We start from the raw sequence: 13,567 nt of genomic DNA on the forward strand, positions 1-13,567 counted from the left end.
TGTGAGTTTATTGGTTGTTGTGATTGTTGTTAATATCGTAAGATGCCTGTGCGCGTTCTACCGACGCGTAGGCCGTTTGCACGGAAGCCTGTGCTACGGCCGTTTGCAGCTGCGCCTGGGTAAGCTGATTTTGTGCGTCGAGCAATTCTATATACAGCAGTTGTCCTTCTTTATACACTTTCATCTGGTCGCGGTAGTACCTTTCGGCAAAGGACAGCTGGCTTTGCGCTGTTTTAAAATTTAGAATGGCTGTCTGGTAATTGTTTACTGCTTCGTATAGTTGTAACCGTAACTGGTCACTTGTTTGATCGGCGGCATTGGTGATGGTGGCAACTTCGTTGGCGGCCTGTTTGATTTTGTATTTGTATTTGTGAGAGGCAAACAGGTTCCATTCCAGGTTTACGCCAAACATATAGTAGCGGGTATCTTTATCGAAACGCGCGCCGGTGCCTTGCGAGCCGAGATCGATGAAGGTGCTGAGCTTGGGTACCAGGTAGGAGCGTTGAAGTTGTTCGTTTAAGCGGTATACGTTAGTAGCGCTTTTATATTGGGCCAGTTCTTCACGGCCGTTGATATCTTTGCCAGGCAGCTGTGCCGGCATCTGAAGAAGGGTGCTGTCGAGCGTAATATTTTCATCCAGTTCACGGTTCAGCAGGAAATTAAAATAAGCTTTGGAATTCTGCCGGGCGTTAATGGCTTTGTTGATATCGGCATCTGTTTTTTGTTTTTCCGTTTGTGCGCGGTACAGGGCGGTGTTGTTACGTATGCCGTTACGCACCATGCTTTCGTTGATCCGGATGTTCTCATTGATAAGCGACAAGGCGTTGTTGTAAATAGCTACCGCCTGTGCGGCCTGGTAGTATTGGTAGTAGGCCGTTTTAATATCGCGTACCAGTTCCCGTTTGTATACGTTCAGGGCCGCCTGTTGTTGTGTAATCTGTTCTCTCCGGATTTTCTGGTTGTAATAAATCTCTGCATTGATCAGCGGCAAACTCGCCCTTACTTTGGCATCATAAAAATTATCGGGGTTCAGCTGCACGGATACGTTGTCGATGTTTTTGAAATCGTGGCTGTTGGTCAGCTGGTTCAGGCTATTGTACACCGGGTTCATAATATCCCCGATGGGAAAGTCGATGGTACGGCCGCCTGCTGATTTGGTGTAGCTGCCCAGTACCGATACATTCGGTCCAAAAAGGCTTTTTGCTTCCTGTAGGGCGAGCATTGATTTGGTTAGCTGGAAGTTTTGATCTTTTAATCCTTTATTGTTGCTGAAAGCGGATTGTATGTATTGATCCAGCACAGAAGTTTGTGCAAAGGAGCTGAAGCCTGCTGTGATCAGGCCTATTAACAATGCTCCTTTTGTGATTGATGTGTACATAATGAACGGTGTTTATTGATGCCGAAAAAAATAAAGCCGGCTGGCTTCTGTTAATCGTTGTTGATATAATGAACAGTGTTTAATAATGTTCTTAAAAAAAAGCCGTCAAGGCTTTTTAAGTAAATTTTGGTTCTATTTCATCCTTCACAAAGCAGTGCTTATGCTTTAATCATTCGCAGGTATTCTTTAATCGCTTCGTCCACCACTCCCGGCATATCTTCATCTGAAACCCTGGACACTTTGGAACATCTTCCCCGCAGGTGCAGGCTCACAAGGCCATGCGCAAAGCCCCATACAGAAAGGGTGCCTATTGTAGCATCTTTAAACTTTACCAATTTTTTGTCGATACATTCCTGCATGAGGTTATATAAAGCATCATAGGCAGGATCTCCGTTCATCCACTTTTCTTCTTTCATCACGGCATTCATCGGCGCTTTTATGATAAACATCAGGTCATATAACTCCGGATGATTTCTCGAAAACTCCACATATGCACGTGCCAGTTGCTCCAGCCTTTTGAATGGTTCGTTACTATTTACTTTTTGCAGGAACTCTGTTGCCAGGGTTGCAAATGCTTCTGTTTGCACATCATATAACAGCTGATCTTTATCCTTGTAATAAAGATAAATCGTTGCAGGACTGTATTCTATTTTATCAGCAATATTGCGGATCGATACTTTTTCATATCCGTCTTCCACAAACATTTGAATAGCTACGTCTACAATACGCCTGCGCATTTCCGCCTTTTCACGTTCTTTTCTTTCTATTATGCCCACGTTGAATTGTTTACAGTGCAAATATACTGAACAGTGTTTATTTTCCAAATTTATTTTTGGGGAAGAGATTTCTGGGCCCCGGAAAGGGGGAGACCAGGTGTCAGGTCCTTGATTTGCATACAACTTTCAGGGCTTTGCATACAGCTATTAAAGTGTTCTTAGCGAACTTTGACCTATTAAAATTAATAGTATGGTAATGAAGAAAATAAATTTGGGAAGCGAAGGTTTGGCTGTACCAATTATAGGTTTGGGCTGTATGGGTATGACGGGTTTTGAAGAAGGAAATATATATGGAGAGGCAGATGAGCAGGAAGCTATTGCCACCATTCACCGATCGCTCGAATTAGGTGGCAACTTTTTAGATACTGCCGATTTGTACGGTCCTTTCAAAAATGAGCTGTTGATTGCTAAAGCAATAGCTGGTAATAGGAATAAGTATATTATCGCGACAAAATTCGGTTGGGAAATAGATGATAATAACAAAGTGACCTGGGCTATTAATGGCAAAAAAGAATATGTGAAAAAAGCGGTGGAACGTTCTCTTAAAAATCTTAACACGGAGCACATTGATTTGTACTATATGCACCGACTCGATAAAAACACGCCCATCGAAGAAACCATTGAGGCGATGAGTGAGCTGGTGAAGGAAGGAAAAGTGGGTTATCTCGGACTATCAGAAGTATCTTCAGAAACTATAAGAAGAGCTCACGCGGTTCACCCGATTACGGCGGTACAAAGTGAATATTCTTTATTTGAGCGTACAACAGAAGAACGTGGCATACTGAATACTTTGAATGAACTTGGGATAGGTTTTATTGCTTATTCCCCATTAGGCCGTGGTTTTTTATCCGGGCAGATCCGGACCATAGATGACTTACCGGAAAATGATTTTCGCCGGGCAATTCCCCGTTTTCAGGAAGCTCATTTTTACAAGAATATTGAGTTGGTTAAAGCCATTGAGGCAATGGCCGGAGAGAAAGAAATAACCACATCACAGCTGGCACTGGCATGGATTATAAATAAGGGCATCTTACCTATTCCGGGCACCAAACGAAGAAAATATTTAGAGCAAAACATAGCGGCCACCGGAATTGAATTAAGCGAAGCTGATCTGTTGAAGCTCGAAAGCATTGTGCCGTTGGGTACTGATACCGGTAATCCATACGATGAGTTTAGCATGGGGCTTATTGACTAGCGTTTTTGTACGGTTGCATTTTAAGAATGCAACCGCTACTCTATACATTAAAATGTTTAAATTAGTAGGATGAATGCCATCAGATCAGTCTCGGAATTTCACCGGTTGCTCTCTTTGCCCGAGCCACGTCATCCATTGGTAAGTGTGATTAACCTCGCCGAAAGTATTTTCTTGGAAGATGATGTATGGAAAGGTTTTGTGAATAGATTTTATTGTGTTGCCCTCAAAAGGGAAGTCAAGGGTAAAATACGATATGGTCAACAACATTATGATTACAATAAGGGTGTTCTGAGCTTTACCGCACCTAATCAGGTTCAATACCTGGATCTGAAAAACGTAGAATGCGGATCCGGTTACCTGCTTGTTTTCCATCCTGACTTTTTGCTGGCCCATCCTCTGGCAAGCAACATCAACGGTTATAACTTCTTCTCTTACGCTGTAAATGAGGCGCTGCATCTTTCTGCTGAAGAAGAAGATGATCTTATTACAATATTGAACAAGATCGACAAGGAATGCCTGCATATTGATAAATATACGCAGGGAATTATCCTATCGCAAATTGAGTTGTTGCTTAATTATTCCAATCGATTTTACGAGCGGCAGTTTATCACCCGGAAAAACCACCATCATCAACTGCTTGCCAAATTTGAACGCCTTGTTGATGAGTATTTTGACAGCAGTACGACAACGCAACCGGAACTATTAACGGTACAACGCATGGCCGAATTCATGAACCTGTCACCAAACTACCTGAGCGATCTACTGCGCATGCATACAGGCCAAAATACACAACAACATATACATCAGCGATTGATTGAAAAGGCGAAGGAAAAACTCTCGACTACAAATTTGTCGGTAAGCGAAATTGCTTATGCATTAGGCTTTGAACACGCACAATCGTTTAGTACGCTGTTTAAGAAGAAAACCAGTTTGTCACCTCTTGAATTCCGGCAGGCATTTAACTGATAATTAAGATACACCGTATCAAGTCCGCCTGTACGTATGGGTTACTCCACCGTAATCTCGTCGCAGCAAAGCGAGGGTTTCTTTCCCTCCACCAGGCGCCAATCGGGAAGTGTAGCCGGGCATTTGGCAGTGATCCGGATATACCTGGCCGAAACGCCCGGGACAGAGAAACTATAGTGATGAATACGCACTGCGTAATCTTCCTCCGGAACAGGAATATCCTTTACGCCTGCAGATGTAAAGCGAGTACCATCTGCAGATGTTTCCACCAACACTTGTGCTGGATTGAAAATATAATGCCGTGCATCCTGTAAAAAATTCATTTGGACCTGGCGGATATTTTTACTGCTGCCCATGTCAATAGTAGCTACCATATCCTTACCATAAGTAAAGAGCCAGTTGTAACTGAAGTCGTTGCCACCGGTTAATCCATCGGTAAGCGTACGCTCCTTTTTAGGCGTATACTCCGGCGTGTAGGGATTTACAAGGGTAACCGCCGCACCTAACGCGAGACTCTTTACCCATTTACGGGAAAACAATTCCTGCCACTCCTGCGCATAGGCATCAGGGGATAATCCGCCTTCTGCCAGTTCCTGCACACCAGCTGTTTTACATTGCGCTACAAATTTCTGTACACGTTGCGGCCACCGCGGGTTTACCGTGCCATCAGGCTGGAGATAGCCATATTTGTCGGTGCCATAGAAACGTGATTGCTGCAACACCGCATATTCCAGGAATAACCGGGTATTATATACACGCTGGAGATAAAGCGGGTTGTTACCCACTGCCGCTTCGGCCTTATCGAGAAAACCGGAATACTGGTCTGTTTGCACCGGCGATAAATAATCGCGCAATGAGTAGATGGGGTTACCGTAGATATCCAGCACCGCACGGGTGCTTTTAACAGCATTCGTGAGTGCGTCGAGGTATTGTCCCATCGCAGGCGCGGCAGCACCGTAGTAGCCCTTTAAAAAGTCACTGTTGACTTTTTTCATATCAGCATCCGGTTGCCATAACAGGGCCGCCTGTACGTAGCTGTTGTATTCTGCCATGTCACCATAGGTTTCACCGCTGCCCTGGGAAAATACACCCTTTACATGATGGGCCGCAAAATATTGGAGGTTGGATGACAGGTTACTGTAATCGGGGAACGGATTCAGGTAATTGGTAAACTGCGTGGTATAATCCCAGATGAAAAGGTTGCTGGTAGTGGCTTCCCAGTCTTCCAGGTTTTTGCGGAACCCGGCTGCGGAAGATGCCTGGGCGAGTGGTTCCTGCCGGAATACATCAATAGTGCTCAGCATAATATATACATTGGCGGCCGGTTTTGTTTTTAACGGAGCTTTGGCGGTGTAGCCATAAGCCAGCGTGGTAAAGCGTTGGTCCGGGAATTGTTTGGCTACCCGGTTTACAAAATGGATCAATGAACCCTGTGGACCGCCTTCTTCTGTATCTGCCTTGCGGCATAGATCGCAGGTACAGCCGCCGCCGCCATCCTGTGGGGCAACAGACCAGTACATGGCATCCAGGTTGTTTGCCATCGCTTTTTTAAACCACTCTACCGTTAATGTATACACGTTTTCATTACTTAAACAAAGTTGCAACGGCTGCCTTTTACCATTTACCATCGAATAGTATTCCGGGTGATCCCTGAAATAAGTATCCGGTGGAAGAATCTTGAAAAAGGAATGTCCCCATACGCCCCACAGGTCTTCAAACCGGTGCAACCCATGCCAGGCAAGGTATTCGGCATCCATGGAAGGGGGGTAGTAGCTTTCCCGGTAAATAAATGCAGGCTCCTGCAAATCGGAGATAGCGCCGTTTAGTCGTATGTCCTTCACCGTAGGTATTACTGCCGGACCCGCGGCATCCTTACGGCAACCCATATACGTTTGTAACACATAATATACCCCATACACCACTCCCTGGCCACTGCCACCACGGATAAAGAGCTGCCCGTTTTTGCTGCCGGTGAAAAAACCTTCTCCATGAATTTCAGCCGGGCCTGCACTATGGGTGGTATTGCCAATAAACACCGCCGGCTGGTCCTTGTATTGAGGTTCTGTGATCACGGGTAGTGCAGCCCCGGAAATACGTTGGATATAATCCCGGAGAATACCTGCCGCTTTGCTTTCTGCTTTGGTAGCCTGTTCCGGCAGCACAATCACGTATTCGCTGTGCCCCTGCCGTACCAGTGTAATCTCTTCTGCCGGAGGCCGACAGGCACTGTATAACAACGTAGTGATCATTAACAAAAAGCTGTTCATAATTCTGCACATTGTAATTCCGTTAAAATTTACGCTGAAGCGTTACATAAATATCGTACTGGTTCTGGTACCCGGTATCACTGATCTTCTGGTTAATCCAGGTGCCGAAAAGTCCGAGTGTGGTCCGGTACCGGATCACTTTCTGGTAGCCGGCGCCAATGCTGTGTGTCAGTAAACCGGTAAGATTAGGAAAGTTAATCAGCCGGCTCCTGTCGTCCGGAGAGGTACCTAATCCTGCTACTACCTGCAGATAGTCCTGCCGCCGGTTCATAAAATAACGGGTGGTAAGATTAAAGGACGTATAAAAATCAGAAGATTCGCTGATGGCATATCCCCGCAGGTTTACCCAGAAATCGCCGAAAGGCTTTGCCACAGAAACCACGCCGGAAATGCTATTGGTGCTGTCCAGGTTCAGGTAACGGCCTCCCAGCTCCACTTCAATATCTTTTTTAAAGGTTTTGAATATCGAGTAGGCTGCCCGTAATTGCGGGAACACCGTTTTGTTGGAGTAAGCCAGCATACCATAAGAATACAGTTTAGGCGTGTGCGTGTAATACATTTCTGCCAGTCCCTGTAAGCCATTGCCGGTTTTTCTGCCGGCATAGTTCAGTTGCACCGCATAAGAGCCCCTTTTGATGTAGCGCCGGTATTCAATAGTGGCAATGTTATATTTGTCGGACATGTAATCATAGCTGGAGTTGAGGTAATACAATCCGAACTGGTTCTTCAATGTTTTACTTGCCAGGTAATCGTGGTAGTCGGTATTCACGGCAGTGGGTTGCAGCTTTACGATCGAATCTGCTACCAGTGCGGCGGCCGTGAAATCTTTTTTATTCTCCAGGGTGATGGCCCGTTTCATTAAAAAGGTTTCATTGTCCGGGTAATATTTTATTCCCTGTGCGGTGTAGGCGAGGGCGCTGTCGTAGCGTTGCTGCCCGTTGAGGATATTAATGCTGTACAACAATGCCATGGAATCTTTCGGGCGCAGTGCCAGTACCTGGTTAAACACGGCCAGCGCGCTGTCGGGTTGCTGATTACGCTGGTAATCAGTACCGGCCGACATCAGGCTGGTAAGGTATGCATTTTTGTATTTGAGTGTGTAGGGATAGCGGTTCATCAGGTCGGCGGTAATGGCAGCAGATTCGTTATACGCATGCATGTCCTGTAGCACGGATGCTTTTTTCAGCAAGAAATCACGGTTGCCCGGATACAAGGTCAGCGCTTTATCTGCAAAGTAGAGGGCGCTGTCGGGCTTACCGGTGGCGCTTTGCATGTTGATCATATAATCGAGCGCCTCCTGGTTGGAAGGAGCTATTGCCAGTACCTGTTCAAACTGTTGCTTGGCGAGGTCATATTCTTCTGCCTTCATCAAATTACGGCCTGCTGTTAAACGCATATCGACAAAGTTGTTGCTGAAGCGCTCATCGGAAGGATAGCGGGCTGCCAGTTCACCGGCAATGGCAGCAGCTTCTTCATACCTGCCGGCATCTGCCAGCACACTGGATTTTTTCAAGAGAAAAGATTCATTGGCCGGGTAGTAGGTAAGTGCCTGGTCCAGTACTTTTAATGCAGCGGAAGTATTTTTCTGAGAGATGTAGGTATTGGCGAGCAGGTGCAGCACCGTAGAGTCGCCAGGACTTACCTTCAGGGCCGACTCAAAGGAGGCAAGTGCCAGGTCGTACTGCTGCTGCGCGAGGTATTCTCGCCCGGTGGCGGTTTGCAGCTGTACCAGTCTTTCTTTGAGTACCGGATTGGGTGCGCGCTGATACAGTATCATTGCCAGCGCGGCGGCGCTGCCATACTTACGGTCGCCTTCCAGTACATCCATCTTTAACGCCAGCAGGTGGCTGTCGTTGGGATTGGCCTTCAGTCCCCTGTTGATCCATGCCAGGGCTTCCTGGTAGGCGCCACGGGCCATACTGTAACCAATGAGTTTATCCAGTGCTTCGCGGTTGCCGGGATTTTTTTCCAGCACACTGCCATACAGCGTATAGGGGTCCATGTTAGCATAGTAAGTAGCGGCTTCCATGCGCAGGGAAGTTTCCAGGGCGCGTGCTTTGGCATCTCCCGGGTACCGCCGTTGTATCTCCTGTAAGGTACTCAGCGCTTCTACATAGGCGTGCATATCTTCCAGGATGGTGAGCTTCCGCATAAGGAGGTCGTAACTGCCGGGATGAGCGGCGAGTTCATCATTCACCTGCTCCAGCGCGGATTGGTAATTTCCACCTTTTAAAGCCACGCCCAGGTTGGCTTCGCGGGCATCGCGGTTATGAGGATCAGCCAATAGTACCCGGTCGTAACTCTGACGCGCCATGCCACTGTTACCTAATTGCTGGTAGTACTTACCGCTTTGCAGGTAGTGTTCTATATAGGCGTTGCGCACGATGGTATCTTCAGGATATTTGCTCATGATGGTTTCGGCCAGTTCATTGCCACGATATACTTTGTGCTGCAAATCCAGTATACCCAGCTTCTTCAGCATAAATTCCCGGCTGCCGGGAAAATACGCCAGGGCCTCATCTGCATAACATTCTGCTTCTGCATATTTACCGGTGGTAAGTTCCACATTGATCGCATAATAATAGGCATCGCGGTAACGCGGATTTTTGGCAAGTACTGCTTTGGTATATTTCCTGGACAGGTCATATTGTTTGGTGAGCATATACAGGCGCGCCAGTAACAGCTGCTGATCAATAAAATCAGGTTGTGCCTTCAGCGCTTCGTGCGATAAGCTGATGGCTTTATCATAGTGCTGCAGTTTTGTTTCCTGGACGGCCTGGTTATACAGTGCTTCTGCATTATCCTTCTGTTTTAAAATCTGCGCCTGCGTTTGCATCGTCCAACACACCAGTATTCCGGTTAACAGATGTTTTAATACAGCCATTTGCTTGTCATTTATAAGTTTATTTTTTCTTTCCAAATCCCTGTCTTTGCATATTTCCCCACGATGATTTTTTCCCCGTGAGGAAGAACCAGTATCCCCGCAGTGCAAAAAATACAATCAGCGGATGATAGATCAGCGGTTCAAAAAAGGCCATCAAAGACAGTGAAATCACTTCCCGCCAGGTTTTGTAATAGCCATAGGTAAGCTGGTCCCAACAGATGGCCAGCGTACTGATCATCACGGAGAACAGGTATACAAAGAGTAATAATATAAGTGCATAAGGCCAGTTTACCTGGTGCGTAATAATCAGGTAGATATAATAAAGGATACCGGTAAACTCTATGATGGGCGCCAGAAACTCGAAGAACAGGTTATAAGGTAACACGATCAATCCAAGTTTCTTGTAACGCGGATTGAAAATGAGTTTCCGGTGCAGGGTGATGATCTCCGCCAATCCGCGACCCCAGCGGGTCCGTTGCCGGCTGAATACTTTCATGTTCGGAGGTCCTTCGGTCCAGCATTGCGTGGTGGGAATATAACGTATGGCGTATTTCAGTTTGTTATCGATCATAAATGCGCACATGCGGGTTACAATATCCATATCCTCCGCAAAAGAGCTGTGATCATAGCCACCGGCTTTGATAGCCACTTCTTTATCAAATAAGCCCAGCCCGCCGGAAACATTGGGTACACTGTTCATCACGCTCCATCCCATTTTCCCCAGCACGTATGCCCGTATGTATTCCATTTCCTGGAAGCGGGGCAATACTTTTTCGGGAGGGCGTACCCGTATGATCACGCCTTCATCAATTTCCGTGGAGTTGGCTATGCGTAACGTGGCGCCGGTGGCTATCACCTGCCGGCTGTCTTCCATCACATGTACATATCCGCACTGCGGACAAGGTTCCCCGATCTCTTTGGTTTTCTTATGCTCTTCATCCATGAATGGTTTGATCATACGGAGCAGCGTATCTTTTTCAATGATACAGTCCACATCTGTGTTCAGGAAATAGTCGAAGGCGGCCGCATTGATACCCGCATTGGCGGCATCGGCTTTACTTTTACCATTTACTTTATCGACCACCAGCAATTTATCGTAGGCGGTGTTGGTGGATTTAAACAGTTGCCGCACGGGTTGCGTTACTATTCTTTCGTTGTAGGCGAAATCCACCGGCACCAGTTCAAATTCCATGATCAGCTTTTCCAGCGTATCGTCTGTACTGCCATCGTTTACAATGATCACTTCATAACGTGTATAGTTCAGCGTAAGGAGTGAACGTACATTCATGATAATGGTAACGCTTTCGTTGTAGGCAGGCGCTATCACGGATATGCCCGGTGTAAGCGGGGAATCGAGCAGGTGATTATAGTCGGTGAAACTGCTTTTTTTACGGAAACGGATAATACCACGGTAAGACATAAACGCCAGCAAGGCGTACATGCACAACAGTACACAACCATATATAAATACGCCTCCTTCAAAAATTGTTCTGAGCATAGCACACTGTTTTCTTATTTCTTCTTTTTTCCAAAGCCTTGCCGCTGCATATTTCCCCACGTACTTTTTTTGCCCGTCAGGAAATAATAGTATCCCCGCAGGGAAAAAAATACAATGAGCGGATGATATAGTAAAAACTCCATAAAAGGTGTCAGGCACAAATAGGCTACTTCCCACCACTTCTTATAATAACCAAAAGAAAGCTGATCCCATAGGATAGCTATAGTGGTGATCATAACGGCATAGGTATATACGAAAAGCAGCAGCAACGATGCATAAGGCCAGTTTACCTGGCCGGTTACGGCGAGGTATATATAAATAATGACACCACTGAACTCTACCAAAGGCGCCAGTAATTCAAAGAAGAAGTTAAAAGGAAATACGATCAGTCCCATTTTTCCATAGCGGGGATTCAGGAACATACTGAAATGGGCATACATCAGCTGGGCCAGTCCACGCGCCCAGCGGGTGCGCTGCCGGCTGAATATCTTTACAGAAGCCGGTCCTTCTGTCCAGCAGAGTGTTTTGGGAATATACTTCACTGCATAGTCAATCTGATTGTCGTGTGCATAGCGGCACATCCTGGTAAGCAATTCCATATCTTCCCCAAAAGAGCTGTGGTCATAGCCTCCGCAGCGGGTGGCTACTTCTTTATCAAATAAACCCAATCCGCCGGAAACGTTGGGCACACAATTAATATAGCTCCATCCCATTTTCCCCAATACGAACGAACGGATATATTCCACTTCCTGGAAGCGGGGGAGCAGCTGCCGGGGAGGCCGCATACGGATCAGCACTCCTTCGTCAAAGTCGGATGAGTTGGCGATGCGCAAAGTGGCGCCAACGGCAATCACCTTTCTTTTTTCCTCCTGCATTACCGGCAGTGCCAGTTCCAGCAAGGTATCTTTATGAAGGATACAGTCAACATCGGTGCAAACAAAATACTTAAACGTGGCGATGTTGATCCCTGCATTTACGGCATCAGCTTTACTTTTACCATTCACTTTATCAATCACCATCAGGGAAGAATAAGCGGGATCAGTAGATTTATAGATCTTCCGCACAGGTTGCGTCAGTATCCTCGGGTTATAGGCAAAGTCCACCGCCACCATCCTGAATTCTGAGATCAGCTGTTCCATGGTATTGTCGGTGCTGCCGTCGTTGATGATAATGATTTCATAGCGCGGGTAATTGAGCGTAAGCAGCGACCGCACATTGGAAATAATGGTAAGCCCTTCATTAAAGGCAGGTGCAAGGATAGTAAGACCGGGCGCCATCGGCGAGCTGGCGAGTATGTCCAGCTGATGGTGGGTGCTTTTCCGGGTGTAATGGCGGATAGCCAGCATCGACAGCAGGGCCAGTAAGGCATATACCAGTAGTAAAACCAACCCATATACGAAAAGGGTATTTTCGTAGGCCCTGCCCAGCCATGATAAAATGCCCTCCATCAGTATTTAATTAAAGGGTTCATACAATGCTTCAGTATCAGCAGGTTTTCGCGATTAGCGGTTTCCAGCAGTTCCTGTATTACGTTGCCGGCTAGCTGGTTGTTCCGTACCAGGGATTTGGCGGCAGCTTTGCGCAGATCGAAGTTGGTAGAATGAAGGAATTCCTGTTTCAGGAAATCAATCTGACGTCCGCTGCTGATGCGGCCTATAGCCTTCAGTATTTCTATCTGGCATTGCAGCGGCTGACTGCTGTACATGGATACCAGCCTGTCTTCCACGTCGGGGACCTTTAGTTTACCAAGACAATTAATGGCGTCTGCGCGCAGGTAATGGTCTTTGGTATCCAGCAGCTGGGTTACTGCAGGTACGGCGGGTAGCTGGTTATAATGAACGATCAGTTTCAGGCAAAAGGAAACCACGCTTTTATTGGAAGAGTAGGTGACCCACCTGGCGAAGTTGGGAATGGAGATATCTTCTGTAGTGGTAATGATCCGGAACAATTCCACCTGGTCCCACATCAGCAGGGGATCGGTTACCACATCAAAGAATTTAAAGGGCTCATTTTTACTGAGCTTGATATACGCATGCCGCGCGGCGGCACGTAACTCACGGTTACGGCTATTCGTTAATGGTAAAATAGTTACATCTGCCACGGGGATATCCATGTCGATGAACTCTGTCAGTGCCCGTACTTTCCGGGCCCATTTGGGCGACTTCATCTGCCTCATGGTATCTTTACTCAGTTCCAGCTGGATGTACAGGTTGCGCAGCAGGTGGCCGGCGTTGCCTCTAACATTGCGGCGGAAATGTATAATACGGTCGGTGGTAGCCTGCCTGGCCCATTTCTTATGTAAAGGCAGTTCCTGGAATCCATCCAGGTTCAGCTGGATCTGGCTGGCCGGTGTGCCTGCGGCTACTTCCGGGTTGGCCATGATCTCATCAATGATCAGGTTATCGATCTTTGGGAGCAGGTAATCCAGTCTTTTTCTCCGCTGATGCCCCAGGAACCGGCTTCTTAATATAGAAAGATAAGCCAGCAGGGTAACCAGAACAGCCACTATAATAAATATCATTGCCAGCCTGATGGCCAATGGCGCTTCCCTGAATGTGCTGAGCGCGGGATCCAGGAAAGCAGGAATGGGTATATCGAACATG

9 protein-coding genes are annotated in these 13,567 nt (G+C 46.8%); 2 read left to right on the top strand and 7 right to left on the bottom strand.

The genetic code is table 11. From position 1 onward, the window contains the following. Positions 1 to 7 precede the first annotated feature (7 nt). Positions 8 to 1,378 carry a TolC family protein gene (locus tag AB6805_RS20365; protein ID WP_370911280.1) on the bottom strand — a complete coding sequence of 457 codons (1,371 nt, stop codon included), beginning with the start codon at positions 1,376 to 1,378 and terminating at the stop codon, positions 8 to 10. A gap of 158 nt (positions 1,379 to 1,536) precedes the next feature. After that, positions 1,537 to 2,154, bottom strand: coding sequence for a TetR/AcrR family transcriptional regulator (locus AB6805_RS20370; RefSeq protein ID WP_370911281.1), 618 nt, complete (start codon positions 2,152 to 2,154; stop codon positions 1,537 to 1,539). A 190-nt stretch (positions 2,155 to 2,344) separates the two neighbouring features. Between AB6805_RS20370 and AB6805_RS20375 the strand changes: the two genes are divergently transcribed. Together AB6805_RS20375 and AB6805_RS20380 are read left to right on the top strand one after the other, a co-directional pair. Further along, complete coding sequence (locus tag AB6805_RS20375; protein ID WP_370911282.1) at positions 2,345 to 3,349, top strand: aldo/keto reductase; 1,005 nt, start codon at positions 2,345 to 2,347, stop codon at positions 3,347 to 3,349. Between the two features lie 69 nt (positions 3,350 to 3,418). Then, the gene (locus AB6805_RS20380; RefSeq protein WP_370911283.1) at positions 3,419 to 4,315 is read left to right on the top strand and encodes a helix-turn-helix domain-containing protein; all 897 of its coding nucleotides are present in this window, start codon (positions 3,419 to 3,421) and stop codon (positions 4,313 to 4,315) included. Positions 4,316 to 4,356: 41 nt separating this feature from the next. On the opposite strand, the gene AB6805_RS20385 is transcribed toward AB6805_RS20380, so the two are convergent. From AB6805_RS20385 to AB6805_RS20405, 5 genes are read right to left on the bottom strand one after another with little or no spacing between them, the layout of a single operon-like run. Continuing rightward, on the bottom strand, positions 4,357 to 6,582 hold the full coding sequence (locus AB6805_RS20385; RefSeq protein WP_370911284.1) for a DUF4838 domain-containing protein: 2,226 nt from the start codon (positions 6,580 to 6,582) through the stop codon (positions 4,357 to 4,359). 22 nt (positions 6,583 to 6,604) lie between these two features. Beyond that, positions 6,605 to 9,466, bottom strand: coding sequence for a tetratricopeptide repeat protein (locus tag AB6805_RS20390; RefSeq protein WP_370911285.1), 2,862 nt, complete (start codon positions 9,464 to 9,466; stop codon positions 6,605 to 6,607). Positions 9,467 to 9,485: 19 nt separating this feature from the next. Then, positions 9,486 to 10,964 carry a glycosyltransferase gene (locus AB6805_RS20395; protein ID WP_370911286.1) on the bottom strand — a complete coding sequence of 493 codons (1,479 nt, stop codon included), beginning with the start codon at positions 10,962 to 10,964 and terminating at the stop codon, positions 9,486 to 9,488. A gap of 14 nt (positions 10,965 to 10,978) precedes the next feature. After that, positions 10,979 to 12,412: a glycosyltransferase gene (locus tag AB6805_RS20400; protein WP_370911287.1), complete on the bottom strand. Its 1,434-nt coding sequence runs from the start codon at positions 12,410 to 12,412 to the stop codon at positions 10,979 to 10,981. Beyond that, positions 12,412 to 13,566: a HEAT repeat domain-containing protein gene (locus AB6805_RS20405; RefSeq protein ID WP_370911288.1), complete on the bottom strand. Its 1,155-nt coding sequence runs from the start codon at positions 13,564 to 13,566 to the stop codon at positions 12,412 to 12,414. Before AB6805_RS20405 ends, AB6805_RS20400 begins: the two co-directional genes overlap by 1 nt. Position 13,567 lies beyond the last annotated feature (1 nt).

The organism is Chitinophaga sp. RCC_12, from assembly GCF_041360695.1.
Taxonomy (GTDB): domain Bacteria; phylum Bacteroidota; class Bacteroidia; order Chitinophagales; family Chitinophagaceae; genus Chitinophaga.

Coding starts and splice junctions, on each gene's coding strand:
- AB6805_RS20405 (WP_370911288.1), bottom strand. CDS start 13,566: ATGTTCGATATACCCATTCCTGCTTTCCTGGATCCCGCGCTCAGCACA.
- AB6805_RS20375 (WP_370911282.1), top strand. CDS start 2,345: ATGGTAATGAAGAAAATAAATTTGGGAAGCGAAGGTTTGGCTGTACCA.
- AB6805_RS20385 (WP_370911284.1), bottom strand. CDS start 6,582: ATGAACAGCTTTTTGTTAATGATCACTACGTTGTTATACAGTGCCTGT.
- AB6805_RS20395 (WP_370911286.1), bottom strand. CDS start 10,964: ATGCTCAGAACAATTTTTGAAGGAGGCGTATTTATATATGGTTGTGTA.
- AB6805_RS20380 (WP_370911283.1), top strand. CDS start 3,419: ATGAATGCCATCAGATCAGTCTCGGAATTTCACCGGTTGCTCTCTTTG.
- AB6805_RS20365 (WP_370911280.1), bottom strand. CDS start 1,378: ATGTACACATCAATCACAAAAGGAGCATTGTTAATAGGCCTGATCACA.
- AB6805_RS20390 (WP_370911285.1), bottom strand. CDS start 9,466: ATGGCTGTATTAAAACATCTGTTAACCGGAATACTGGTGTGTTGGACG.
- AB6805_RS20400 (WP_370911287.1), bottom strand. CDS start 12,412: ATGGAGGGCATTTTATCATGGCTGGGCAGGGCCTACGAAAATACCCTT.